The sequence below is a fragment of the Allosphingosinicella sp. genome, assembly GCF_036403745.1.
GTDB lineage: Bacteria > Pseudomonadota > Alphaproteobacteria > Sphingomonadales > Sphingomonadaceae > Allosphingosinicella.
On the sequence record NZ_DASWQI010000045.1, the window covers coordinates 33,474 to 58,191 of the forward strand.

The following is a 24,718-nucleotide window of genomic DNA, read 5'->3' on the forward strand; positions in this document are numbered from 1 at the left end:
TTAGATTCCGCGGCTGGAATGGGCCTGGCTCTGGTTGGTGGCCGCGGGCGTAGCGGTTCCAGCAGAGACGTTGGTCGGGGTCGGGGTGGCGGAGGTGCCGCCGCCGGGGGCGGTGGTCGTCGCGCCTGCCGCGGGCGCCGGATTGCTGATCGGCGAATTCTGGGTCGCGTCGGGCGACGTCGGCTTCTTCTGCCCGGGCATGGTGCCGCCCTTGGACGCGATCCACGCGGCATATTGCGCCGGCGGCACGACATCGACCGCGATCGGCATGAACGGGTGGCGGGCGCCGCACAGCTCGTAGCAGACGCCGTAATAGACGCCGGGCTTGTCGACCTTGAACCAGGTCTCGTTCAAGCGGCCCGGGACGGCGTCCATCTTAACCCAGAAGGAGGGGACGCCGAACGAGTGGATGACGTCGGACGAGGTGACGATCAGCTTCACGACGGCGCCCGCGGGCACCACCATGCGCTCGTCGACGCCGAGCAGACGGGGCTCGCCGCGCTTGGCCGCATCCTCCTTCGACAGCATGTTCGAAACGACTTCGAACCCGCCATTGTCGGGGTAGGAATAGGTCCAATACCATTGGTTGCCGGTGACCTTCACCGTCACGTCCGGCTTGGGCGGCGAATATTGGTGGGCGAGGAGCCGGATCGACGGCACCGCAATCGCCACCAGGATCAGCACCGGCACCAGGGTCCAGGCGACTTCGAGGAAGGTGTTGTGGGTGTTGCGCGACGGCACCGGATTGGCGCCGCGGCGGTAGCGGATCACCACGAACAGCAGCAGGAAGAGGACGAACAGCGAGATCGCGGTGATCAGCGGGATCAGGATCTTGTTGTGGAAACGGGCCGCCTCTTTGCCGATCGGGGTGAACTGCTCCTGCAGCCGCATCGTCCCCGCCTGCGGCTGGCCGACGCCGACGGTCGGCGAGGTCCGCGCGGCGAGGGCGGAATTGGCGACGGTGGCGTCGCTCGGGTTCGTCGTGTTGAACGGGCCGGTGGCGGGGCCGGAGACGTCGTGCGGCTGGGCCGGCTGCGCCTGGCTCTTGGCGCTGATCGCATCGCGTGGCGCCTGGGCGGCCGGCGCGGCGGCGCTGTTGGCGCTCGCCGCAGGCGCGGGGGCCGGCGCTTGCGCCGCGGCGGCGGCCGGCATCATCCCGAAGGCGGCGGCGACGGCGAAAAGCTTAATGAGGTTCTTCATCTATACCCCTTGCAGCCTCCGGGCGGAGCGGGATTGGTCGGTGCCAGTGGCGGCGGATCGCGGCGCCTTATAGGCAGGGTGCCCCCGCGCCTCAAGCGCCCCTTTGGACGCATTTGCCCGCGCCTTGAAGAGGGCTTGTCGCCCCCCTATTCACCACCGGAGCCGATAAGGAACCTGCGCCGCGATGAGTGAAGACGAGATCCTCGCCGAGTTCCGCGCCGCCGACGCCTTGCTCGAAGGCCATTTCATCCTCTCCTCCGGCCTCCACAGCCCCCGCTACCTGCAATGCGCCCGCGTACTCATGGACCCAAAGCGGGCCGCCCGCCTCGCCGAAGCGATCGCGGCCACGATCCCGCCGGACCTGCGCGCTGAGATCGACGTGGTCGTCTCGCCGGCGATGGGCGGGGTGATCGTCGGCCATGAAATGGGCCGCGCGCTCGGGGTGGAAGCGCTGTTCGTCGAGCGCCCGAGCGGCACGTTCGAGCTGCGCCGCGGCTTCCGGCTCGATGCGGGACAGAAGGTGCTTCTGGTCGAGGACGTCGTCACCACGGGCCTCAGTTCGCGAGAAGCGATCGCCGCCGTCGAGGCGGCCGGGGGTCAGGTGATCGCCGCCGCCTGCCTCGTCGACCGGTCGAGCGGCAAGGCCGATCTCGGCGTGCCGTTCTTCCCGCTGATCCGCCTCGACGTCCCCACCTACGCGGCCGATGCGCTTCCGCCCGAGCTCGCCGCCACCCCCGCCGAAAAGCCCGGCAGCCGCAAGGCGGCATGAGCGACGCGCTGCGCCTCGGGGTCAATATCGACCATGTCGCGACCATCCGGAACGCGCGCGGCGGCGACCATCCCGATCCGGTTAAGGCCGCCCTCATCGCCGCCGAGGCCGGCGCCGACGGCATCACCGCGCACCTCAGGGAAGACCGCCGCCACATACGCGACGACGATATCGCCGCTTTGATCGAGCGGCTTACCATCCCGCTCAACCTCGAAATGGCGGCGACGGAGGAGATGCTCGAGATTGCGCTGCGCCATCGCCCCCACGCCGCCTGCATCGTCCCCGAGCGGCGCGAGGAGCGGACGACGGAGGGCGGCCTCGACGCCGCCGGCCAGGACAATCACCTGAAGCCCTTCATCGAGCGGCTCGCCGGCGCCAACATCCGCGTCAGCCTGTTCATCGAGCCCGACCCGCGCCAGATCGAGGCGGCCATCCGCCTCAAGGCGCCGGTCGTCGAATTCCACACCGGCCGCTACGCCCACCTCGACGGGGACGCGCGTGCGGCCGAGCTGCGCCGCATCGCCGACGCCGCCGCGCTCGCCGCCAAGAACGGCATCGAGGCCCATGCCGGCCACGGCCTCACCTTCGACAACGTCCAGCCCGTCGCCGCCATCCCGCAGGTGCGCGAGCTCAACATCGGCCATTTCCTGATCGGCGAAGCGATCTTCTGCGGCCTCGAAGACAGCGTCGCCCACATGCGCCAACTGATGGACGCGGCGCGGTGAGGGCCTGTCACGTCGTCCCAGCGAAGGCTGGGACCCCAGCGGGTGAAAGGCACCTGCGATCATCACCCCCTGGGGCCCCAGCCTTCGCTGGGGCGGCGAGATGATGATCATCGGCATCGGCTCGGACCTGTGTAACATCGAGCGGATCCAGAATTCGCTTGACCGCTTCGGCGATCGCTTCACGCAGCGCGTCTTCACCGATGTCGAGCGCGCCAAGGCGGAGAGCCGCCCCTTCACCCGCGCCGGCACCTACGCGAAGCGCTTCGCCGCCAAGGAGGCCTTCTCCAAGGCGGTGGGCACCGGCTTCAAGCGCGGCGTGTTCATGCGCGATATAGGCGTGGTGAACCAAAGATCCGGCGCGCCCACCCTGGCGCTTGCCGGCGGCGCCCGCGAAAGGCTCGACGCGCTCACGCCGGCGGGGCATCGTGCGGAGGTTCATTTGACAATGACCGACGATCACCCCTTTGCTCAGGCCTTCGTGATCATCACCGCCGTGCCGCTCGAAAAGGAACCGACGTGACCGACGACCCCGCTCTCACCTCCGCCGACGCGGCCGCGACTCCCGTCGACGAGGCGCCGGCGAAGAATCCGACCGACTGGTGGGGCGAGATCAAGGGCATCCTCTGGCTCGTGCTCGGCGTGCTGGCGCTCCACAGCCTCGTCGCCAAACCCTTCTACATCCCGTCCGAATCGATGATGCCGGGGCTGCTGAAGGGCGACCAGCTTATCGTCAGCAAATATCCGTACGGTTGGTCGTGGGTGTCCCCCTCCTTCCACGTCCTTCCCGAATTCCACGGCCGGCTGTTCGGCCGCATGCCGCAGCGCGGCGACGTCGTCATCATCACGCCGCCCGGCGAGACCCGCCATTCCGAGGACTGGATCAAGCGCGTCATCGGCCTTCCGGGCGACACGATCCGCATGATCGGCGGCCAGCTCATCCTCAACGGCCAGCCGGTGAAGCGCGAGGCGCGGGGCACCACCGCCATCCCGCTCGATCCGAACCTGCCCTGCCCCGACCAGTTCGGCCGCTTCCGTGAGCCTTCGCCGGACGGCAAGCTCCTCTGTCGCCTCCCGGTCTTCCGCGAGACGCTGCCGGACGGGAAGAGCTACGACACGATCGATGAGGGCCCGTCGACGGCCGACGATTTCGGCCCGGTCACCGTCCCCGCCGGCCACGTCTTCCTGATGGGCGACAATCGCGACGATTCGGCCGACAGCCGGGTGTCGATCGATCAGGGCGGCCTCGGCGGCCCGATCCCATGGGAGAATCTCGGCGGCCGCGCCGAGTTCATCACCTACTCCTCCGACGGCTCGTGGCACTGGTACAACCCGATCAGCTGGTTCCAGGCGCTCCGCGGCGGCCGCGCCGGCACATCGCTCCGCCCCCATGCCGTCGCCCCTAAGCTGACCGCCGGCAAATAGCCGGCAGGGTTGACGCGACCGTCGGCGCGCGCCACCGCGCCGCCGACGAGACGCGCCCGGCCCCGATCCGCGGCAAGTCGCCCATCCCCGATCAGGAGTAGAGGGTGAGCCGCAGCGATTCCCCCGTGCCGACCATCAATGCCCCGGGCGAAGGCGCGCCCAAGCCCGCCGAAGCCGAGGCGAAGGCGGACATAGACTGGTGGCGCGAGATCAGGGGCATCGTCTGGATCGTCGTCGGCGTGCTCCTCTTCCACAGCCTCGTCGCCAAGCCCTTCTACATCCCGTCCGAATCGATGATGCCGGGGCTGTTGAAGGGGGACCGGCTGATCGTCAGCAAATTTCCCTATGGCTGGTCGTGGGTCTCGCCCTCCTTCCACATCCTCCCGCATGCCTCCGGGCGCCTGTTCGGCCGCATGCCGGAGCGCGGCGACGTCGTCATCGTCACCCCGCCGGGCGCCAGCCGCCATTCGGAGGACTGGATCAAGCGCGTCATCGGCCTTCCGGGCGATACGATCATGATGGCCGCCGGGCAGCTCTACCTGAACGGTCGGCCGGTGAAGCGCGAAGCGCGCGGCGCCGCCACTATCCCCCTCGACGACAATGTCCGGTGCCTCGACCGTGCCGGCCGCTTCCGCAGCCGCGCGCCCGGTGGCCGCCCCGTCTGCGCGCTGCCCGTCTACCGGGAGACGCTGCCCGGCGGCAAAAGCTATGACACGATCGATCTGGGGCCGAGCGCTGCGGACGATTATCCGGCGACCAGGGTCCCGCCCGGCCATGTCTTCCTGATGGGGGACAATCGCGACGATTCGGCGGACAGCCGCGTCGCGGTGGAAAATGGGGGCCTCGGCGGCCCGGTGCCGTGGGAGAATATCGGCGGCCGCGCCGAGTTCATCACCTTCTCCTACGACGGATCGTCGACCTGGCTGAACCCGCTGAGCTGGCTCAGCGCGTTGCGCGGCGGCCGCGCCGGCACCTCACTGCACCCGCACGCCCCGCACTAGGCGGGGCTTTACTGCCCCGGCGCCGGCTGTGCCTGGCCGCCCGCGGCACCGGCCGCGTCCGGACCCGCATCGCCGCCCGCCGGAGCGCCGCCGGCCGGTCCGCCCGGTCCGCCCGCGCCGCGGCCCTGCATCTGCTGCATCATCATCTGCTGCTGCATCATCTGGCGGATCTCGGCCTCGGACATGACGGCGCGCACGGCGACGTCGAATTCGAGCGTCGAATTGGGCGGGATCTGGCCCATGTCGCGGCTGCCATAGCCAAGCTCCGGCGGGATCCGAACACGGTAGATGCCGCCCTTGCGCATCATCCGCAGCGCCTCGGAGAAGCCCTTGACCGTGGCGCCTTCCGCCACCGGGAACGGCGCCGGCTGCTGGCCGACGTTCGAATCGAACACCGTGCCGTTCGGGAGCCGCCCGACATAATTGACAAGCGCGAAGTCCTTGGGCCCCGGAGTCGGGCCTTCGCCCTCCTTCACCACCTGGAAGCGCAGGCCCGAGGCGGTGCGGGTGAATCGGTGATGCCCCGTCGTCCACCAGGCGAGCGCCGCGGCGAGCAGGCCAAGGACGACGAGCGCCGCCCACAGCTTCGCGACCGAGCCCTTCTTGATCGGGCGGAGCGGGACGGCGGTGACGGACATGTTTCTTCCCCGGATATGCGAAGGGCGGCGATAGCTATCGCCGCCCCGAAAGGAAAGTGGTGGTGTATTGGAGGCAACGCCACCCGAATGCCGTCATGCCGACGGAGGGACCCCGTCAAAGTAGTACTTTGATGGGAACCCTGATCCGGCATCCACCTTCTTTCCTGCGGACGCGCCGGACGACAGGTGGACCCCGGATCAAGTCCGGGGTGACGGAGTGTGCTAGGCGTCAGGGCCCCTAGAGCCCGGACACGGCGCCGCTTAGCGGGTGGCGCCGCCGTCCCGCTCGGCGCGCTTGCGCTCGAGCTTGCGGGCCCGGCGAATCGCCGCGGCGCGCTCGCGGGCGCGCTTCTCGGACGGCTTCTCATAGTGGCGGCGCAGCTTCATCTCGCGATAGACGCCCTCACGCTGCAGCTTCTTCTTGAGCGCGCGCAGCGCCTGGTCGACATTGTTGTCGCGAACGATGATTTGCATAAAGTCCCGTCACTCTCCGCTTCGAAAGGAGCAAGGCGGCCGCCGCGAGGCGCCGCCCCGAATATTCCTCGATACCATAAAAAAGGGTTCGCCGCGAGACTCCTCCCACGACGACGCGCGGCGCCGATAGCAGGCGCGCCCTTTGGTATCAAGCGTCGAGATCGGGAAACGTCGCTTCGCTCCTCGTCAGCCGCGCCTGCACGGCGGTACCGAGATCGGCGCTGGCGAGGGTGCCCGCGTTCCACAAGGCGACGTGGCGCAGGCCTTCCTCGATTGTGCGGCCGCGGCTGTAGTTGAGGCTCGCTTTGGCCCCGGCGACCGCGAGCGGCGACTTGGCGGCGATGGTGCGGGCGAGGGCGAGGCCGGCGGCGATCACCGCCTGCCGGTCCGATTCCACTCGGTTGACGAGGCCGAGGCGAAGCGCCTCCTCCGACTCCATCCGGCGGCCGGTATAAGCCAGCTCGCGCACCACGCCTTCGGGGATGAGCCGGATGAGCCGCTGCAGCGTGCCGAGGTCGGCGGTGATGGCGACATCGACTTCGGCGACCTGGAAGAAGGCGTCGGCCGAGGCGAGGCGGATGTCGCAGGCGGTGGCGAGGTCGACCCCTGCGCCGATGCAGCCGCCGTGGATGGCGGCGATCACCGGCGGCCGCGCCTCTTCCGCGGCGGTGAAGCAATCCTGCAGCCAGCGGATGTGGCGGAGGCGCGATTCGGAGGCGCGGCCGGGATCCTGCGCCGGCGTGAACTGGCTGCCGGCATATTGGAGATCGAGCCCGGCGGTGAAATGCCGTCCGCGCGCCGAGAGGAGGATGCAGCGCACCGACGAATCGGCGCCGAGCGTGCGGAAGGCTTCGCCGATCGCGGTGAACATGCCGCCGTCCATGGCGTTCAGCTTGTCCTCGCGCGCCAGCTCGACATGGGCGACGCCGCCGTCGCGGGCGATGCAGATGCGGTCTTCGCTCATGTCCGTTCCTTTCAATCGGCTGACGTTACAGTTCAGCAACGGCTCAGCAAGGTTTACGTAAAGGTCAGCACATGGGGCAGGCGATCGTCGCCGGCCGGGTTGATGGAGTGAAATCGATGCGCAAGGCATTGATCGGATTGCTTATCGCGACGACCGCGGCGAGCCCGCTGGCGGCGCAGGACAATGGCTGGCACGGCCGCGGCGACGGCGAGCGCCATCAGCGCGCCGAGGGCCAGCAGCGGCCGGCCCGCCAGGAGCGGCAGCAGGCTCCGCAGCAGGCGCAGCCCCAGCAACAGGTCCAGCAGGGCCAGCGCCAGGGCGGCTGGCAGGGCCGGCAGCAGGCGCAGGCCCAGCAGCAGCAGGTCCAGGTCCAGCAGCAGGCGGTGCAGCAGCAGCGCGCCTACCGCCAGGGCTATCAGGGCCAGCAGGCCTATCGCGGCGGCAATGGGCAGCAGGACGCCTATCGCCAGCAGATCGAGGCGAGCCGCGCCGCCAACCGCCAGGTTTCGCAGGGCATGCCGGAGCGCTACCAGCGCCGGGCGGCCGAGAACGAGGCCAATTACGAGCGGCAGCTGACCCAGCAGCGCTACGGCCGTGAGGGCCAGCGCAGCGGTTCTTCGGGCTACCAGGGCCGCCAGGGCTATGATGGCCAGAACTACCAGGGCGGCCGCTCCGGGGCGCGCGTCCAGTGGAACCGGACCTGGCGGAACGACAATCGCTACGACTGGCAGCGGTACCGCTACAGCAACCGCGACATCTTCCGCTCGCCTTATTACGCGCCGCGCGGTTACGGCTACGGCTATAACCGCCTGTCGATCGGCGGGCTGCTGGACCAGATTTTCTGGGGCCAGAACTACTGGATCGGCGATCCCTACGAGTATCGCCTGCCGCCGGCGCCCTACGGCACCCAGTGGGTCCGCTACTATAACGACGTCGTGCTGGTCGACGTCTACACCGGCGAAGTCGTCGACGTGATCTACGACTTCTTCTGGTAAGGATTGCGGCGGGCGGTCTCCCCAACAGGAGGCCGCCCGCACGTCCCTGGCGTGCCGGGCCTGGCCGGAACTGGAAGCTGCGCCGCTATGACAACCGACACTTTGCGTCAGGAGCAGGCTGAGGAAGCCGTGCTCCTTTTTTCGTACGGAACCCTGCGCCAGGCCGGCGTGCAGCGCGCCACCTATGGCCGCCTTCTCCAAGGTCACGAGGACGTCCTCATCGGCTATCGCCTTGCGCCCCTCGCGATCACCGATCCCGAGGTCGTCCGGATCAGCGGCAAGGCCGTCCACACCATCGCCTGCCGCAGCGGCGATCCCGGGGACCGAATCGAGGGCGTCGTCTTTGGCCTCACCGCCGCCGAACTGGCCGCGACCGACCGCTACGAGGTCGACGTTTACGCCCGCGTCGAGGCGGAGCTCGCCTCCGGCACCCGCGCCTTCGTCTATGTCGGGCCGCCGCTCTCGTCGGGGGATTCCGGGATTTCCGAGTAGAGCGCGCGCGCTTCGGCCGGCGGGCCCCGGCGCGCCGGAAGCGCCTCGACGCGGAGGACGCGCACGTGCCCGCGCAGGGCAAAGCTCAGCACGTCCCCGATTCGCACCGGCGCATGGGCGCGGTCGATCACCCGTCCGTCGATCCGCAGCCGCCCTCCTTCCGCGAGCGCCTGCCCCTGCCCCCGCGTCTTCACGATCCGCGCGAACCACAGGAACTTGTCGAGCCTCAGGCTATCCGCCACGCCGCAGTCCCGCGAGCGCGGCAAAGGCGTGCGAAGGATCGGCGGGGCCGCCCTCCCGCCGCCGGGGGCGGTTCGGCCCGCGCCAGACCCATGCGCCTTCCTCGGCCGCCGGGCGGAAGCCGAGATCGCGCATCAGCCGCGCGACCGCCTGCGGCTGCAGGCCGAGGGAGGTGGCGAGCGCCTGGTCGACCACCGGCCGGTCCGCCGCCGACCGCGCCTCATGGGCGTGGCGGGCGAGCCGCTCGGCCATGTCGACGCGCAGCATCTGCGGCCCCAGCGCCCGGAACCCGAGCCGCTGGAGAAGCGCGCGCTCCGCATCCGCCGGACAGGGCAGGACGACGGTCGCCTCCGCCGGCAGCAGCGGCATGGCCGCGCCGGCCGCGGCGGCCTTCAGCGCGGTCCGCCACCGCCGCGCCTCGGGCTTCAGCACGTCGGGCATGAACAGGTCGAGCGCGCCGATACGGACGCCGAGGCGGGTGATCAGCTTGCGCTGCTCGCGCTCGACCGACGCGAGCGCCTTCGCCACCGCTTCCCGCGCGACGATGCCGCCTTCGTCGACCAGCAAAGCCAGGATGGAGCGCACCGCCGGCGGTGAGGCGGGGTCCTGCGCGGCCTGGCCGGCGCGGCGGAGGGTCGCGAGGCTCCGCTCGACCTGGTGGCGCACCCAGAGGTTCAGCCGCTCGACGATCGCGCCCCGGCCCCGCTCCGACAGGCGGTCGAGCTTGCGGTCGATCAGCACCCGCGGCGACAGCAGATTCTTGCCCGGCCCGAGCCGCGCCACCTCATGGCCGCGCCACAGGATCGCGACCGGCTTCTCGGCCTCGGTGCGCAGGGTGAAATGCTCGTCCGTGTCGGCGACGAGCGCCGCCGCGCGCTTCTCATATTCGCCGCCGAGGCGCCGCTCCGCCGTCGCAAGCAGCATCTTGCGGTCGGCATGGCGCGCGCTTGGATCGACCTCGAAGGCGAAGCCCTCCATCCGGCCGATCGCGAACGAGCCGACGGTGACCTCGCCTTGCTCGTCGACGATGACGGGGAATTCGCCGGCGCCCTTGCGGCCGATGTCGCGCAGCAGCACCGACGTGCGCCGGTCGACGAAGCGCTGGGTCAGCCGCTCGTGCAAGGCGTCGGAGAGCTTCTCCTCGACCTGCCGCGCCCGCTCCGCCATCGCTTCGGGTTCCGCGAGCCAGTCGGAGCGGTGGGCGATATAGGCCCAGGTCCTGACCCCGGCGAGCCGGTCGGCGAGGGTGTCGATATCGCCCTGGACATTGTCGAGCTGGGTCAGCTGGCTCGCATACCAGGCCGCAGGAATCCGCCCCTCGCCCTCGGTCAGGTGAAGATAGAGCCGGGCGACGAGGCGGGCATGGTGGTCGGCGCCGGTCTTGCGGAAATCCGGCAGGCCGCAGGCGGCCCACAGGCGGCGGACGGCATCGCCGCCCTTCGCCCGCGCCACCACCTCCGGGTCGCTCGCAAGCCGCTTCAGGACCGCAAGGTCCACCGCCTCCGGCGCGGCGCGGAGGCCCGGCCGGTCGGGCTTGCGCTCGAGCGAACGGATCAGCGCCTCGAGGCTGCGGAAATCGGGGTCGCCCTCGCGCCAGTAGAGATGATCGAGCGGCGCGAAGCGATGCTCCTCGATCGCCTCGATCTCCTCGGGCCGGAATTCGGCGCTGTTGTCCCCGTCCAGCGTGAGGACGCCGAACGTGCCGTCCTTCTGGTGCCGCCCGGCACGCCCGGCGATCTGCGCCATCTCCGCCGGCGTCAGCCGCCGCCGGCGGTGGCCGTCGAACTTTGCAAGGCCCGCGAAGGCGACGTGGGTGACGTCCATGTTGAGGCCCATGCCGACCGCGTCGGTGGCGACGAGATAGTCGACCTCGCCGGCTTGGTACATCGCCACCTGGGCGTTGCGGGTGCGCGGGCTCAGCGCGCCCATCACCACCGCGGCGCCGCCGCGCATCCGCCGCAGCATCTCGGCGACGGCGTAGACCTGCTCGGCGGAGAAGGCGACGATCGCTGACCGCGGGGGCAGGCGCGAAAGCTTGGACGGCCCGGCATAGCTCAGTGTCGAGAAGCGCGGCCGGCCGATGATCTCCGCCTTGGGAAGCAGGCCTCGCACCATCGGCGCCAGCGTCTCGGAGCCGAGGATCATCGTCTCCTCCCGCCCCCGCGCATGCAGCATGCGGTCGGTGAAGACGTGGCCGCGCTCCGGGTCTGCGCCGAGCTGCGCTTCGTCGAGCCCGACGAAGGCGAAGTCCCGCTCCATCGGCCCACCCGTGCCGCTTGCGGCGCGGGACACCGGCATGCTTTCGGCGGTGCACAGGAACCAGCGCGCGTCCTTGGGGACGATCTTCTCCTCGCCGGTGAGGAGCGCGACCCGGTTCGCACCCTTCATCCGCACCACCCGGTCGTAGACCTCGCGGGCGAGCAGGCGCAGCGGGAAGCCGATCATCCCGCTCGAATGCGCCGCCATCCGCTCGACGGCGAGGTAGGTCTTGCCGGTGTTGGTGGGCCCCAGAATGGCCGTGAGGGGGGCCCGGGCGAAGTCGCTCATCTGGCTAAGATCGTGCCTCCGCGCCGCCGGTGCAATGCCGGAATAACGCGCGGGGTGCCGCCCAGTGCCTCCCCATCCGCCAGGATGGGGAGGGGGGTGTAGGCGGGTCGGCATGCCGGGGCATGCCGAGAGCCGGAACCGGCTGCGCGGCAGCCGTCGGCGAAGGTGGTGGAGGGGTAGATGTCGTAAGGTAAGAGGATCGAGCAGGAGACAAGCTGAGTTCAGCGCGCCTACCCCTCCACCACCCTTCGGGTGGTCCCCCTCCCCACGAGCTTCGCTCGCAGGGAGGCAGAAAAGCTACCGCCCCTGGCTGCGCCAGCGCTTGACGACGCGGGCGACCATGGCGTCTTCCTCGCCGCTCTGGCGCCACAGCTCGGAGAAGCAGGGGTCCGACGAGGCGGGACGACGGCCGATCTCGAGGTCGTCGAACGACACGCGGATCGGGATCGAGACGCCCTCGCCGCAGACGATGCATTCGCGGTTGCGGAGCGCGGGGATGACGTCGAGGAATCCGCGCGCGCCTTCCGGCATGGCGGACTTCACAAACGCCTGGTCACGCTCGTTGTTGAGGCGCATCGCGATGATCGTGCCGCACTGGGAGAGCACGCCCTCGGCGAGATCGGACGGGCGCTGGGTGATGAGGCCGAGCGCCACCCCGTATTTACGGCCTTCCTTGGCGATCCGCTCGAGGATCTTGCGCACCGCCTGGCCGCCCCCGGTCTTGTCGGAGGGGACGTAGCGGTGCGCCTCCTCGCAGACCAGCAGCACCGGCCGCGGCACTTCGTTGCGGGACCAGATCGCATAGTCGAACACCAGCCGCGACAGCACCGCGACCACCACCGAGACGATGTCCGACGGGACGCCCGAGACATCGACGATCGAGATCGGCTTGCCCTTGGCGGGAAGCCGGAAGATCTTGGAGATGAAGCTGGTCATGCTGTCGCCGATCAGCATGCCCGAGAACATGAAATGGTAGCGCGGATCGGCCTTCAACTCGTCGATCTTGGTCTTGAGGCGCATGTAGGGCGCGGTGTCGGTCGCCTTGTTCAACAGCCCCATCTCGTTGTTGATCGAGGAGGTCAGGTCCGACAGTGCGTACGGGATCGGCGAATCGACGGTGAGCTTGGTCATGCCGTCCGCGGCGCGGTTCTTGGCGCGGGCCTGGAGCAGGCACTTCGCCAGAATGTCCATGTCGCGCTGCCGCTCGGAATCGGACGAGGTGATGAACACCTCGCAATGCTCCTCGAAGTTCATCAGCCAATAGGGCATGGCGAGGTTCTCGACGTTGAACAGCTCGCCGACGCCCTTGAAGGCCGCCGAATATTCGCCGTGCGGGTCGATCATGACGATGTGACCCTCGGGCGAGAGGTCGCAGATGCGATGCATGATCAGCGCCGCCGAAGTCGACTTGCCGGTGCCGGTCGATCCGAGAAGAGCGAAATGCTTGCCGAGCAGCGCGTCGACATAGAGCGCGCCGCGCACGTCCTTGGTCGGATAGACGGTGCCGATCTCGATATGGGCGCGATTGTCCGCCGCGAACATCTGCTTCATGTCGTCGCCCGACACGGGGAAGACGCGGGCGCCGGGCACCGGATAGCCGGTGATGCCGCGGCGGAAGTTCATCAGCTTGCCCGAATTCTCATGCTCCTCGCCCTCGCCGAGGAAGTCGATCTCGGCGACGACCATCGAGCCTTCGCCGTCGTGGAGCTTCAGGGTGCGGACGTTGGCGAGCAGCCAGCGATTGCCGAGTTCGAGCTTCACATGGCCGCCGACCTGGCCGGAGAGGGCGATGCTGGGATCGGGGTCCTTCGAAATCTCGTTGAGGCGGCCGAGCTCCAGCTCGACCTTCGCCCCGCCGCCGCCGATATCGACGACGCGGCCGAGCGGCGCATGGCGGGTCGCGCGGACCAGGACGGGGCGGATCGTCGGCGCCAGCTCTTCGGCATCCGCCGCCGGGCTGAGGCTCTGGAAATTCATCATGTCTGTCATGACGTCGCGCCGTCTCCTGTTCGTCCTGGAGCAGCGGCATAAACGAAAGCGGTAAACAACTGATTTGCGACGGCTCCGACGTCACCGCCGCCGGAACATGACGCTGGCGCCCCAGCCGAGCAGCAGGGAAAGCCCGACGGCGACGATGCCGTAGGCGAGGGACCAGCTGCGCGCGGCCTGGGCGACGACGCGCTCGAAGCCGAGTTTCTCGATGCGGATGTCGCGGGTGGCGCCGGCGAGCACCCGGCCGTCCTTGATGAGGAAGGTCTCGGCCGTGTAATTCCCGACCGGGACCCGCGCGGGAATGGCGATGTGGGCGCGGTAGAGGACGCCCTCGGTGATCTCCACGCCCTTCGGGTCCTCGACGTAGAGGCCGCGGCGCTGCATCAGCTCGACCAATCCGCTTTCGAACCGCCGCTGCACCTCGGGGCTGGAGCCGGGGCCCGGCGAAAGCTGAAGGTTGCGCAGGCCCAGTTCGTAGATCGCCGCCGCGCGGTCGTCGACGAGCTTGGGGAGCGGCCGGGACGACGCCACCGCATAGAAGGAAGGCGCGGAGCGGAAGCGGGCGCTCTCGACGTTCATCCAGATGCCGGCGACCTTCTGCTTCTCGCGCACCACCAAAGGCTGGACCGGCCCCTTCACCACCACGGCGATGTCCGCCTGCTCGGCCGGGGCGCGGCCGCCGGGATAGAGGATGGCGCCGAACAGCAGCAGTTCGACTCCGGTGAACGAATAGCGGATCTCGATCCGGCTCTGCGAGACGTCGGGTACAAGCCGCGGCTTGGCGGCACCCACGGTCAGCGGGGCCAGCGCGAGGAGCAGGAGGGCCCGCGCCGCCGCGGCCCTCACAGCAGCTGCACCGTGTAGATCTCTTCCGGCCGCCAACCCAACCCGATCGCCATGCGCAGGGCGACGGCGAGGATGACGATGGCGAGGAACATGCGCAGCAATTCCGGCTTGGCCTTCTGGGCAAAGCGGGCGCCGAACTGGGCGCCGATCACCGAGCCCAGCAGCAGCAGGCCGGCCAGCACGACGTCGACCGATTTGGTGGTGGTGGCGTGGATGAGGGTCGTCGCGGCGGTGACGAACAAGATCTGGAGCAGCGAAGTGCCGACCACCACCTGCGCCGACATGCCGAGCAGGTAGATCATCGCCGGCACCATGATGAAGCCGCCGCCGACGCCGAGCAGCACCGTCAGCATGCCGCCGACGAAGCCGAGCAGCAGAGGCGCGAGCGGCGAGATGTAGAGGCCCGACGAATAGAAGCGCCACCGCATGGGGAGGGAGGCGATCAGCGGATTGTGCCGCCGCACCTTCTTCGCCCCCGCGCCGCCCTTGGGCTTCAGGATGTCGAGCGCGGTCGCCGATTCCTTCGCCATCAGCACGCCGATCGAGCCGAGCAGCACGACGTAGAGGATGTTGATCACCGTATCGATCTGCCCGGTATCCTGGAGCAGCCGGAAGATGCCGCCCCCCGCCGCCGCGCCGAACAGGCCGCCGGTGATGATCACCGCCCCCATCCGATAGTCGACGCCCTTGCGGCGCCGGTGGGCGAGCACGCCCGAGACGCTGGTGCCGGTGATCTGGGTGGTCGCGGAGGCGACGGCGACGGCCGGCGGGATGCCGTAGAAGATGAGGATCGGCGTCGTCAGGAAGCCGCCGCCGACGCCGATCATGCCGGTCAGCAACCCCACCACGCCGCCGAGGAGGACGATCACCAGAGCGTTCACCGACAGCCCGGCGATCGGGAGATAGACGTCCATGCCCCGACCTAGCCGCTTGGCGGGCGGAGCGGCAAGGCGCAGCGGCGAATTAGCCGCGCACTTACCCGCCCAGGCGCGCGATCGCCTCGTCGCGGCCGATCAGCGGGAGGAGCGCGGCCATTTCCGGTCCGCTGTCCCGGCCGGTCAGCGCCCGGCGCAGCGGGTGAAACAGCGCCCTGCCGGTGCGGCCGGTGCGTTCCTTGAGCAAGGTCGTGAGCTGCCGCCACGGGTCGGCTTCCCAGTCGATCTCGGCGGCCACGGCGGCGGCGGCGGCAAGGAAGTGCGCATCGCCGGGATCGGCCGCCGCCTCGACATGCCCGTGGAGGATGGCCCACCAGTCCGCCGCCTCCGCAACGGTCCTGAGGTTCGGCCGGACCGCCAGCCAGTCCGCTTCGCTCATTCCCTCCGGAAGCCGCTCGGCCACAGCCGCATAGGGCAGGAGATGAACGACTCGCGCATTTAGGGCCGTGAGCTCGTCCAGGTCGAACCGCGCCGGCGCCCGCCCGAAGGTGGAGAAATCGAACGTCTCGATCAGCGGCCCGGCATCCGCCACCGGCTCGACCGGCAGGCTGGTGCCGATGCGGGCGAGCTTGGCCACGAGCGCGATCGGCTCGATCCCCTGCTCCCGCAGCGTGTCGGCGCCTAGCGAGCCGAGCCGCTTGGAAAGCTTGCCTTCCGAGCCGACGAGCAGCGCCTCGTGCGCAAAGGCCGGCGGGGCGGCGCCGAGCGCCTCGAACATCTGCACCTGCAGCGCGGTGTTGGCGACATGGTCCTCGCCGCGCACGACATGGGTGACGCCGAGATCGATGTCGTCGACGGCGCTCGGCAGCATGTAGAGCCAGGAGCCGTCCTCCCGCCGCACGATTGGATCCGACAGCAAGGCCGGATCGAAATGCTGCGGCCCGCGCACGAGGTCGTCCCATGCGATGGGCGCGCCGTGATCGAGCCGGAACCGCCAGTGCGGCCGCCGCCCCTCCGCCTCGAGAATCGCCCGCTCCGCCTCCGTCAGCGCCAGCGCGGCGCGGTCGTAGACCGGCGGCTTGCCGCGGCCGAGCTGGACCTTGCGCTTGAGCTCCAGCTCCTGCGCCGTCTCATAGGCCGGATAGACCCGCCCCGCCGCCTTCAGCCGCTCCAGCGCGGCTTCATACCGGGCGAAGCGCGCCGACTGCCGGTGCTCCTCGTCCGGCGCGAGCCCAAGCCAGGCGAGATCCTCCCGTATCCCCTCGACATGCTCCTCGCGCGACCGCTCGCGATCGGTGTCGTCGAGCCGCAGGATGAACGTCCCGCCATTCCTGCGCGCCCACAGCCAATTGTGGACGGCGGTGCGGATGTTGCCGACATGGAGCCGTCCCGTCGGCGCGGGGGCGAAGCGGGTGACGACACGCATCGTGGCGGCCTAGTCGCGAGGGCGCTAAGCTTCAAGGAGGCGCGCCCTTGCGCTAGCATCGGCCCATGCGGCTGCTGCTCTCCCTCGTCCTGATCCTGACCGGACTTGCACTGCTCGGCCTGGTCGCGGCGATGCTGATAGACTTGGGGCGGGTCATGGCCCCCTTCGGCGGGATTCCCTGGAGCTCGGACTTGCTGGAGCAGAATCTCGGCTGGGTGGTGGCGGCACTCGCCGGCGCGGTGCTCCTCCTCGCCGGGTGCGTCCTGCTGCTCCGCCGCCCGTACAAACCCTAGGGCCTTTCCCCGCGGGGTGCCCCTGTCTAAGGAGCACGGAACCGGCCTTGGGCGAGGGGAAGCGCGCATGAAACTGATGGCCGGCAATTCGAACCTGCCGCTGGTGCGGGACATCGCCGCCTATCTCGAGATGAAGGTCACCGACACCTCCGTCCGCCGCTTCGCGGATGAGGAGGTGTTCGTCGAGATCAACGAGAATGTCCGCGGCGAGGACGTGTTCGTCGTCCAGTCGACCTCCTTCCCCGCCAACGACAACCTCATGGAGCTGCTGATCTGCATCGACGCGCTACGCCGCGCCTCGGCCAAGCGGATCACCGCCGTCCTCCCCTATTTCGGCTATGCCCGGCAGGACCGGAAGCCCGGCCCGCGCACCCCCATTTCGGCCAAGCTGGTGGCGAACATCATCACCGTCGCCGGCGCCAACCGCGTCCTCTCGGTCGACCTCCACGCCGGCCAGATCCAGGGCTTCTTCGACATCCCCACCGACAATCTCTGGGCGGCGCCTGTGATGGCCGAGGACATCAAGACTCACCATGGCCGCCGCCCGATCACCGTCGTCTCGCCGGACGTCGGCGGCGTCGTCCGCGCCCGCGCGCTCGCCAAAAGGCTCGACAACGCCCCGCTGGCGATCGTCGACAAGCGCCGCGAGCGGCCCGGCGAATCGGAAGTGATGAACATCATCGGCGACGTCGCCGGCCGCTTCTGCATCCTCATCGACGACATCGTCGATTCGGCCGGCACCCTGTGCAACGCCGCCGGCGCCCTGATGGAGGCCGGGGCGGACGGCGTCGTCGCCTACTGCTCCCACGGCGTCCTCTCCGGCGCCGCCGTACCGCGGGTCGACAATTCGGTGCTGACCGAGCTCGTCATCACCGATTCGATCCAGGCCTCGGAAGCCGCCGCCGCGTCGAAGAAGATCAGGACCCTGACCATCGCCCCGCTGCTGGGCGAAGCAATCAAGCGCATCGCCGACGAAACCTCCGTGTCGAGCTTGTTCGACTGAGATGGACAGCTTTGAGTTAGCGGAGCGTCACTACCTGCACGAAGCGGATCGGTACGGTGCGCTCAGTCAGTCCGTGTCCCTGCCGCTAGCCCTCATCACCGGGCTAATCACGGCTTTGATTTCCATGGTGTCCCAGATCCAGTCCAGTCGGTGGGCTGAGGTTGCTCTCGTGGCTCTGTGCATGGGAGCAGCGCTGAGCCTCATCATAGCCATCGTGAACCTCATCCGGGCCTCAGTCCGCTATCGATATGCACACCCTGCGACGATCGCGGCCCAACTTAGCTGGAGAGACGATTTCGTTAGCCGGGGAGCCTCGCGATTCAAGGCTGAGGAAGAGCTAAGGCAAATGATGGAGCGTGAATATGCGGAATGTGCCCATGTGAATGCAACCAACAACGACAAAAAAGCCGGGTATCTCGAGGACACCCGGATTTGCATCATCGTCGCGGTTTGCTTATTAGGTATTGCAGCTGTTCCATACCTCATCGTGAAGTCGGAACAGCAGGATGCAAACGTGCAGCATGCCGTGCTGAACGGGCGTTTGGAGAAGCCAAGATGACAGCGCTTCCTGCTCCTCCCCCTCCTCCCTCGCCGCCGCCACCGCCACCGCCGCCGCCAGCGCCGCCGCGCAGGTACATTCCAGGTTACATCGTTCCGCCACGCATATAGCGGACGAAGCATTGTCCGAGCGGCAGGTCAGACCCGCCTCGTCGCGGCGGGATTTAGCGTTTCGGGAGGAACGGAAAGGCGCCGGTCCTTGCGCACGCTCGCCTGTGCCTCTATAGGCGCCGCTTCTTTCCAGCTTTGGAAGAATCGAACGGCCCGGCTGAAAGGGCTGCCGTGGCCGTTCACAAACGTCGCGCTTCATTGCGCACAAGGAGACGAAAATGCCCAAACTGAAGACCAAGAGCGGCGTCAAGAAGCGCTTCAAGCTCACGGCGACCGGCAAGTTGAAGCACGGTGTCGCGGGCAAGCGCCACCGGCTGATCAGCCACAACGCCAAATACATCCGCCAGAATCGCGGGACCGAGGTTCTCTCCGACGCCGACACGGCACGGGTGAAGGCCTGGGCCCCCTACGGCCTGAAGTAAGGAGGACCCGACATGGCACGCGTCAAGCGCGGGACCACCACCAAGGCCCGCCACAAGAGGATCCTGGAACAGGCGAAGGGCTATTACGGCCGTCGCAAGAACACGATCCGCATCGCCAAGCAGGCCGTCGAGAAGGCCGGCCAGTACGCCTATCGCGACCGCAAGGTGAAGAAGCGCTCGTTCCGGGCGCTCTGGATCCAGCGCATCAACGCCGCGGTGCGGGCCGAAGGCCTCACCTACGGCCAGTTCATGCACGGGCTGAAGCTCGCCGGAGTCGACCTCGACCGCAAGGTCCTGGCCGACATCGCGATGCACGAGGGCGAGGCGTTCAGCGCCATCATCGCCCAGGCCCGCGGCGCGCTTCCGCAGGAGGGGGCGCAGGCCACGGCCTGAGCTTCGCTGCTCGCGCAGGATCAAGACGAGGCGCCGGGGGCAATCCCGGCGCCTTTTCTTATGGACGGGGGGCTGGACAGTTCCCCGGAACCGCGGGAAGACTGCCCTGACACAGTGTTGGAGCAGAGCCTTGCCTCGTATCGTCTTGGCCGCATTGATATTTTCCGCCGCCGCCCTCCCCCAGGGCTTGCTGGCCCAGCCCCCCGTTTTCACCGTGTCCGAGGCGCTGCTCGACGAATTCGTCGCCGCCTTACCCCACCCGGAGGAATGGGCGATGAGCACCGATCCCGATGCGGAGGAGCTCGCGCGGATCGAAGCCCTGAACCCGGGCCGCGAAAAGGACGTCCGCGCTGTGCTGACCGACAGCGCCCGCTGCAGCGCGCCGGTCATCGAGGCTGGCACCAGGCGTGCGCTTCGCGTCGTCGGCGCCCGGCTCGGTCCGGACAAGCTGCGGCGCCTCATCGCCTTTTACCGCAGCGATGAGTTCCGCCGCCTCGATTCCGTCGACACGCAGCGGCAGAAGGGTGCGGTCCTTTCCGCGGCGCAGGAAGAGGAGTTCAGCCGCGTCATGGCGGCGCACCCCGAAGCGAGGGATTTTGCAACCGGCGTCCAGGGCAGCGGCGACATCATCGCCAAAGACCCGGTGTTCGTGCGCGACGTTTCCCGCTGCGGCGCCGCGCAGGCCGCCGCCTTCGCACGCGCAAAACTCACCTACCGCCGCTGACGGCTAGACCGCCCTCGGCACCCGCGGTCTCCCCGCGGCGCATTCGAGATCGCCCCGGTTCCAGCCGCCGAGCTCCGCCGCCGCCGCGTAGGTGCTGCGCAGGAAGCCGAGCAGCGCCGCGTTGGGGTCGGCTGCGGCGCGGACAGCCTCGTAGTCCAGCACGAACTCACCGAGTTCGGCATCGAACCGCGCCTCCGCCGGCGCCACCTGCGCGGCCGCGAACCCCTCGGGCACGGGATAGGCGTAGGAATAGAAGAACGGTCCGCCCGTTGCTCCCGCGCCGCCCGGCCAGAAACCCGCGCTGGAGACTTCGTGGCTGTAGGCCTCCCGCGTCACCGCGTCCGGGAGGTTGGGAATTCCGCCCGGGTGGCGCGGCGCTCTCCGGCCGGAGAAACGGGTGACGGCGAGGTCGAAGCTGCCCCAGAAGAAATGGACCGGGCTGACCTTGCCCAGGAAGGACGAGCGGAACAGGCGGAAGACCCGGTCCGCCTCCAGCAGTGCCCCCAGCAGGCGCCGGGCGCTGTCCGGCTCGCAGGCGCGCGCCTCCCGGTCCTCGGCGAACGGCACGGCCGGATCGAGCTCGTTCGGAAGCGGATGGAGCGCAACCGTCCGGCCCGACGCGCCGAGCATGTCCAGCAGCTCCCGCCAAAGGTCGGCGACCGAGGCCGCCCGCAGCTGCACCCGCCGCTCCCCCGCCGGCTCGGTCAGCACGACAGCGCCCTCCATTAGGTCCAGCCCGAGCTCGAACGGCGCCCCGGCTCCGTAGAGCGGCTCGGTCCTCAGCCCGCGCGGGTGGAGATGGAGCGTCAGGTGCCAACCATGGTTGCGCCACGGCAGCAACGCCGCCGCCGCCTTGCCGACCATCTGGCTCGCCATGTGCAGCGTCGCGATCGTCCCGCCGTCGCGCTCGGCGCTGAGTTCGGGCCAGGCCATCTTCGACTCCGCCTTCCAATCCGGGCGCAGGTTCGGCTACGGCGCGGGGCATGGCAAGTGACACGCATGCGGAACTGATCGGCAGGATCGAGCGCGCCCCCGATCTCCAGGCGCTGGAGGCGGAGCGCGTCGCCGCGCTTGGCAAGCAGGGCGCCATCACCCAGCTCCTCAAGACCCTCGGCGCGATGACTCCCGAGCAGCGGCAGGCCGAAGGGCCGCGCATCCATGCCCTGCGCGAGCAGGTCGCGGAGGCGATCTCGGCCCGCAAGGCCGCCCTCGAAGCGGAGGCGCTGGAGAAGAAGCTCGCCACCGAGGGCCTCGACATGACGCTGCCGGTCTCGGCCGGTCCGCAAGGCTCCGTCCACCCGGTGAGCCAGGTGATGGACGAGCTTGCCGAGATCTTCGCCGACCTGGGCTTCTCCGTCGCCACCGGACCGGAGATCGAGGACGACTGGCACAATTTCACCGCGCTCAACATTCCCGAGACCCACCCGGCGCGGGCGATGCACGACACCTTCTATTTCCCTCAGAAGGGCGAGCTCGATCCGGGTTTCGCCGGCAATGCGGTGCGGCATTTGCTGCGCACCCACACTTCGCCGGTGCAGATCCGCGCCATGAAGGCGCAGCCGCCGCCGCTCTACATCATCGCCCCGGGCCGCGTGTACCGCTCCGACAGCGACGCCACCCACACGCCGATGTTCCACCAGATCGAGGGGCTGGTGATCGACCGCGGCATCCATATGGGCCATTTGAAATGGACGCTGGAGACCTTCCTCAAGGCCTATTTCGAGCGCGACGACATCGTCCTGCGCCTCAGGCCCAGCTATTTCCCCTTCACGGAGCCGTCGGCCGAGGTCGACGTCGGCTATTCGTGGGAGAAGGGGCGCCGGGTCGTCGGCGGGTCGGAAGGGTGGATGGAGGTGCTCGGCTCCGGGATGGTCCATCCCGCCGTAATCCGCGCCTGCGGGCTCGACCCGGACGAGTGGCAGGGCTTCGCCTTCGGCACCGGCGTCGACCGCCTCGCCATGCTCAAATACGGGATGGACGATTTGCGCGCCTTTTTCGACGGCGACCTGCGCTGGCTCAGGCACTACGGCTTCTCGGCGTTCGACGTGCCGACCTTGAGCGGGGGAGTGGGGGCATGAAGTTCACCCTGTCCTGGCTCAAGGAGCATCTCGACACCGATGCCTCCCTCGACACCATCGTCGAGACGCTGACCCGCATCGGTCTCGAGGTCGAAGGCGTCGACAACCCCGCGGAGAAGCTGGCCCCCTTCACCATCGCCAAGGTGCTGACCGCCGAGCGGCATCCGCAGGCGGACAAGCTGCAGGTCCTGACCGTCGACGCGGGGACCGGTGAGACAATCCAGGTCGTCTGCGGCGCGCCCAACGCCCGGGCCGGCCTCACCGGCGTGTTCGGGGCGCCGGGCACCTATGTCCCGGGCAGCGACATGACGCTGAAGGTGGCGGCGATCCGCGGCGTCGAAAGCCGCGGCATGATGTGCTCGGTGCGCGAGCTGGAGCTCGGCGACGAGCATGACGGCATCATCGAGCTCCCCGCCGACGCCCCCGTCGGCGCCCGCTACGCCGACTGGGCCGGCCTCGACGATGCGGTGATCGACGTCGCCATCACCCCCAACCGGCAGGATTGCATGGGCGTCCACGGCATCGCCCGCGACCTCGCCGCAGCCGGCCTCGGCACCCTCAAGCCGGTCGCGGTCCAGGACATCGCCGGCAGCTTCCCCTGCCCGATCGAAATCCGCACCGATGACCCCGCGGGCTGCCCCGCTTTCTACGGCCGCGTCGTTCGCGGGGTCCGCAACGGGGCCTCGCCGGCCTGGCTGCAGCAGCGGCTGAAGGCGGTCGGGCAGCGGCCGATCAGCGCTTTGGTCGACATGACCAACTACATCATGCTGAGCTACGGCCGCCCGCTCCACGTCTACGACCTCGCCAAATTGAAGGGCGCGATCGTTGCCCGCAAGGCGCGCGACGGCGAGGAGGTGCTGGCGCTGAACGGCAAGAGTTACCGGCTCGACCCGTCGATGACCGTCATTGCCGACGATTGCGGCGTACACGACATCGGTGGCATCATGGGCGGCGAGCATAGCGGCGTCACGGAGGCGACCACCGAGATCCTCATCGAATGCGCCTATTTCGACCCCGCCGCCATCGCGCGGACGGGCCAGAAGCTCGCCCTCACCTCCGACGCCCGCAGCCGCTTCGAGCGCGGCGTCGACCCCGCCTTCCTCGAGACCGGCCTCGCCCTCGCGACGCAGATGGCGCTGGAGCTTGCCGGCGGCGAGGCGTCGGAGACGGTCCGCGCCGGCTCGACGCCGGATCCCGCCAGGGTCGTCGCCTACCGGCCGGCCCGGGCGCTGGAACTCGGCGGCATCGACATTCCCGAGCCGCGTCAAATGGACATCCTCGCCCGCCTCGGCTTCGAAGTGCAGCGCGGCGATCCGTGGCAGGTCCGCGTGCCGAGCTGGCGCCGCGACGTCGACGGCGCCGCCGACATCGTCGAGGAAGTCGTGCGGATCGAAGGCTATGACCGCATCGCCACGGCGCCCCTCCCCCGCGCCCCCGGCGTCGCCAAACCCACGGCGACCGCGGAGCAGCTCGCGGAGCGGCGCGTCCGCCGTACTGCCGCGGCGCGCGGCCTCAACGAGGCGGTGACGTGGAGCTTCATCGCCGAGGACGAAGCGGCCCCGTTCGGCGGCGCGGCCTTTGTGCTGGAGAACCCGATCAGCGAGGAGATGAAGGCGATGCGCCCGTCGCTCCTCCCCGGCCTGCTCGCCGCCGCCCGCCGCAACATCGCCCGCGGCGCGGACAGCGTGCGCCTGTTCGAGATCGGCCGGCGCTACCTCGCCGATGGTGAGCGGCCCACGCTCGGCCTGGTCCTCGCCGGCGACCGCGCGGTGCGCGACTGGCGCGCCGGCAAGGCGGCCGGCTTCGACGCTTTCGATGCCAAGGCGGAAGCGATGGCGCTGCTCGCCGCCGCCGGCGCGCGCGTCGAAAACCTCCAGGCGCTGAGCCCCGCCGGCAGCGTCTATCACCCCGGCCGCTCCGCCCGCCTGTGCCTCGGCCCCAAGAACGTGCTGGCCGAATGCGGCGAGCTCCACCCGGCGATCCTCAAGGCCTTCGATCTTTCCGGCCCCGTCGTCGCCGGCGAAATCTACCTCGACGCCATTCCAGCGAAACGCGCCACCGCCCGCACCCGCGACGCCTACGCGCCGCCCGCCGTCCAGGCGGTGAAGCGCGATTTCGCCTTCCTCGTGCCGGAGGCGCTGCAGGCCGACGCCCTGCTCCGCGCCGTCCGCGGCGCCGACAAGCAGGCGATCGTCGCCGTGAGCCTGTTCGACGTCTTCACCGGCCCCGGCGTGCCGGAGGGGCAGAAATCGATCGCCGTCGAGGTGACGCTCCAGGCGGGCGAGAAAAGCTTCACCGACGAGGATTTGAAGGCGGTGTCAGCCAAGGTCGTGGCAGCCGTGGCCAAGCTCGGCGCACGACTGCGCCATTAACGCTCACACTCGGAGCCTGAGCACCGTCCGGCGAGGTCCGTACTGCTGATGCTGAGACACCGTTCGGGCTGAGCCCGTCAAAGCCCTGTCCCGCTCTTCTCCAGCAAAGCCAAAGCATAGCTCGACAAGCTCAGCCGAACGGGTGAGGACAAACCCCG

Annotated in this window: 26 protein-coding genes; 15 read left to right on the top strand and 11 right to left on the bottom strand. The window is 69.2% G+C overall.

All coding sequences use genetic code 11. The features are described from left to right. A complete protein-coding gene (gene coxB, locus VGC56_RS08530; protein ID WP_464124469.1) occupies positions 1–1,200 on the bottom strand; it encodes a cytochrome c oxidase subunit II in 1,200 nt (399 codons plus the stop codon). Between the two features lie 184 nt (positions 1,201–1,384). On the opposite strand from coxB, the gene pyrE reads away from it, so the two are divergent. The 5 genes from pyrE to lepB (VGC56_RS08555) all read left to right on the top strand — a co-directional run bounded on the left by pyrE (position 1,385) and on the right by lepB (VGC56_RS08555) (position 5,117). Then, positions 1,385–1,969, top strand: coding sequence for an orotate phosphoribosyltransferase (pyrE, locus tag VGC56_RS08535; RefSeq protein WP_464124470.1), 585 nt, complete (start codon positions 1,385–1,387; stop codon positions 1,967–1,969). After that, positions 1,966–2,694, top strand: coding sequence for a pyridoxine 5'-phosphate synthase (locus VGC56_RS08540; RefSeq protein ID WP_464124471.1), 729 nt, complete (start codon positions 1,966–1,968; stop codon positions 2,692–2,694). The genes pyrE and VGC56_RS08540 overlap by 4 nt, the downstream gene beginning before the upstream one ends. 103 nt (positions 2,695–2,797) lie before the next feature. After that, entirely contained in the window at positions 2,798–3,214 is a 417-nt protein-coding gene (gene acpS, locus VGC56_RS08545) for a holo-ACP synthase (RefSeq protein ID WP_464124501.1), read from the top strand. Further along, positions 3,211–4,116 (top strand): signal peptidase I, encoded by a 906-nt coding sequence (gene lepB, locus VGC56_RS08550; protein ID WP_464124472.1) that lies wholly within the window; start codon positions 3,211–3,213, stop codon positions 4,114–4,116. The genes acpS and lepB (VGC56_RS08550) overlap by 4 nt, the downstream gene beginning before the upstream one ends. Positions 4,117–4,220: 104 nt before the next feature. Then, positions 4,221–5,117, top strand: coding sequence for a signal peptidase I (gene lepB, locus VGC56_RS08555; protein WP_464124473.1), 897 nt, complete (start codon positions 4,221–4,223; stop codon positions 5,115–5,117). Between the two features lie 8 nt (positions 5,118–5,125). Here the strand turns inward: lepB (VGC56_RS08555) and VGC56_RS08560 are convergent, their stop codons facing one another. The 3 genes from VGC56_RS08560 to VGC56_RS08570 form a co-directional block, all read right to left on the bottom strand. Continuing rightward, entirely contained in the window at positions 5,126–5,755 is a 630-nt protein-coding gene (locus VGC56_RS08560; RefSeq protein ID WP_464124474.1) for an FKBP-type peptidyl-prolyl cis-trans isomerase, read from the bottom strand. Positions 5,756–6,016: 261 nt separating this feature from the next. After that, positions 6,017–6,229, bottom strand: a complete 213-nt coding sequence (gene rpsU / locus VGC56_RS08565) for a 30S ribosomal protein S21 (RefSeq protein WP_464124475.1) — start codon at positions 6,227–6,229, stop codon at positions 6,017–6,019. A 148-nt stretch (positions 6,230–6,377) separates the two neighbouring features. Beyond that, the gene (locus tag VGC56_RS08570; RefSeq protein WP_464124476.1) at positions 6,378–7,193 is read right to left on the bottom strand and encodes an enoyl-CoA hydratase-related protein; all 816 of its coding nucleotides are present in this window, start codon (positions 7,191–7,193) and stop codon (positions 6,378–6,380) included. A 116-nt stretch (positions 7,194–7,309) separates the two neighbouring features. Between VGC56_RS08570 and VGC56_RS08575 the strand changes: the two genes are divergently transcribed. Both VGC56_RS08575 and VGC56_RS08580 read left to right on the top strand, forming a co-directional pair. Then, positions 7,310–8,188, top strand: a complete 879-nt coding sequence (locus VGC56_RS08575) for an RcnB family protein (protein WP_464124477.1) — start codon at positions 7,310–7,312, stop codon at positions 8,186–8,188. Between the two features lie 129 nt (positions 8,189–8,317). Further along, complete coding sequence (locus tag VGC56_RS08580) at positions 8,318–8,680, top strand: gamma-glutamylcyclotransferase family protein (protein ID WP_464124478.1); 363 nt, start codon at positions 8,318–8,320, stop codon at positions 8,678–8,680. Here VGC56_RS08580 and VGC56_RS08585 read toward each other — a convergent pair. The 6 genes from VGC56_RS08585 to gltX form a co-directional block, all read right to left on the bottom strand. Beyond that, positions 8,632–8,922, bottom strand: coding sequence for an RNA-binding S4 domain-containing protein (locus tag VGC56_RS08585; RefSeq protein ID WP_464124479.1), 291 nt, complete (start codon positions 8,920–8,922; stop codon positions 8,632–8,634). The two genes, VGC56_RS08580 and VGC56_RS08585, sit on opposite strands and share 49 nt — an antisense overlap. Beyond that, the gene (locus VGC56_RS08590) at positions 8,912–11,467 is read right to left on the bottom strand and encodes a helicase-related protein (protein WP_464124480.1); all 2,556 of its coding nucleotides are present in this window, start codon (positions 11,465–11,467) and stop codon (positions 8,912–8,914) included. Before VGC56_RS08590 ends, VGC56_RS08585 begins: the two co-directional genes overlap by 11 nt. Positions 11,468–11,764: 297 nt before the next feature. Then, positions 11,765–13,456: an ATP-binding protein gene (locus VGC56_RS08595; protein ID WP_464124481.1), complete on the bottom strand. Its 1,692-nt coding sequence runs from the start codon at positions 13,454–13,456 to the stop codon at positions 11,765–11,767. Between the two features lie 81 nt (positions 13,457–13,537). Then, a complete protein-coding gene (locus VGC56_RS08600) occupies positions 13,538–14,305 on the bottom strand; it encodes a TIGR02186 family protein (protein ID WP_464124482.1) in 768 nt (255 codons plus the stop codon). Then, positions 14,302–15,219 (bottom strand): sulfite exporter TauE/SafE family protein, encoded by a 918-nt coding sequence (locus tag VGC56_RS08605; protein ID WP_464124483.1) that lies wholly within the window; start codon positions 15,217–15,219, stop codon positions 14,302–14,304. The genes VGC56_RS08600 and VGC56_RS08605 overlap by 4 nt, the downstream gene beginning before the upstream one ends. 61 nt (positions 15,220–15,280) lie before the next feature. Beyond that, the gene (gene gltX / locus VGC56_RS08610) at positions 15,281–16,606 is read right to left on the bottom strand and encodes a glutamate--tRNA ligase (RefSeq protein ID WP_464124484.1); all 1,326 of its coding nucleotides are present in this window, start codon (positions 16,604–16,606) and stop codon (positions 15,281–15,283) included. Positions 16,607–16,671: 65 nt separating this feature from the next. On the opposite strand from gltX, the gene VGC56_RS08615 reads away from it, so the two are divergent. From VGC56_RS08615 to VGC56_RS08640, 6 genes are all read left to right on the top strand, one after another. Continuing rightward, positions 16,672–16,899, top strand: coding sequence for a hypothetical protein (locus VGC56_RS08615; protein ID WP_464124485.1), 228 nt, complete (start codon positions 16,672–16,674; stop codon positions 16,897–16,899). Between the two features lie 67 nt (positions 16,900–16,966). Beyond that, positions 16,967–17,902: a ribose-phosphate pyrophosphokinase gene (locus VGC56_RS08620; protein ID WP_464124486.1), complete on the top strand. Its 936-nt coding sequence runs from the start codon at positions 16,967–16,969 to the stop codon at positions 17,900–17,902. 1 nt (position 17,903) lies between these two features. After that, the gene (locus VGC56_RS08625; RefSeq protein ID WP_464124487.1) at positions 17,904–18,461 is read left to right on the top strand and encodes a hypothetical protein; all 558 of its coding nucleotides are present in this window, start codon (positions 17,904–17,906) and stop codon (positions 18,459–18,461) included. 328 nt (positions 18,462–18,789) lie between these two features. Next, on the top strand, positions 18,790–18,993 hold the full coding sequence (gene rpmI, locus VGC56_RS08630) for a 50S ribosomal protein L35 (RefSeq protein ID WP_464124488.1): 204 nt from the start codon (positions 18,790–18,792) through the stop codon (positions 18,991–18,993). 12 nt (positions 18,994–19,005) lie between these two features. Beyond that, positions 19,006–19,386 (top strand): 50S ribosomal protein L20, encoded by a 381-nt coding sequence (gene rplT, locus VGC56_RS08635; protein WP_464124489.1) that lies wholly within the window; start codon positions 19,006–19,008, stop codon positions 19,384–19,386. A 130-nt stretch (positions 19,387–19,516) separates the two neighbouring features. After that, the gene (locus tag VGC56_RS08640) at positions 19,517–20,110 is read left to right on the top strand and encodes a hypothetical protein (protein WP_464124490.1); all 594 of its coding nucleotides are present in this window, start codon (positions 19,517–19,519) and stop codon (positions 20,108–20,110) included. A gap of 3 nt (positions 20,111–20,113) precedes the next feature. On the opposite strand, the gene VGC56_RS08645 is transcribed toward VGC56_RS08640, so the two are convergent. Beyond that, a complete protein-coding gene (locus VGC56_RS08645; RefSeq protein ID WP_464124491.1) occupies positions 20,114–21,043 on the bottom strand; it encodes a DUF5996 family protein in 930 nt (309 codons plus the stop codon). Between the two features lie 50 nt (positions 21,044–21,093). Here VGC56_RS08645 and pheS point away from each other — a divergent pair, with 50 nt between their 5' ends. Both pheS and pheT read left to right on the top strand, forming a co-directional pair. Continuing rightward, a complete protein-coding gene (gene pheS, locus VGC56_RS08650) occupies positions 21,094–22,188 on the top strand; it encodes a phenylalanine--tRNA ligase subunit alpha (protein WP_464124492.1) in 1,095 nt (364 codons plus the stop codon). Then, the gene (pheT, locus tag VGC56_RS08655; RefSeq protein ID WP_464124493.1) at positions 22,185–24,560 is read left to right on the top strand and encodes a phenylalanine--tRNA ligase subunit beta; all 2,376 of its coding nucleotides are present in this window, start codon (positions 22,185–22,187) and stop codon (positions 24,558–24,560) included. The genes pheS and pheT overlap by 4 nt, the downstream gene beginning before the upstream one ends. Positions 24,561–24,718 lie beyond the last annotated feature (158 nt).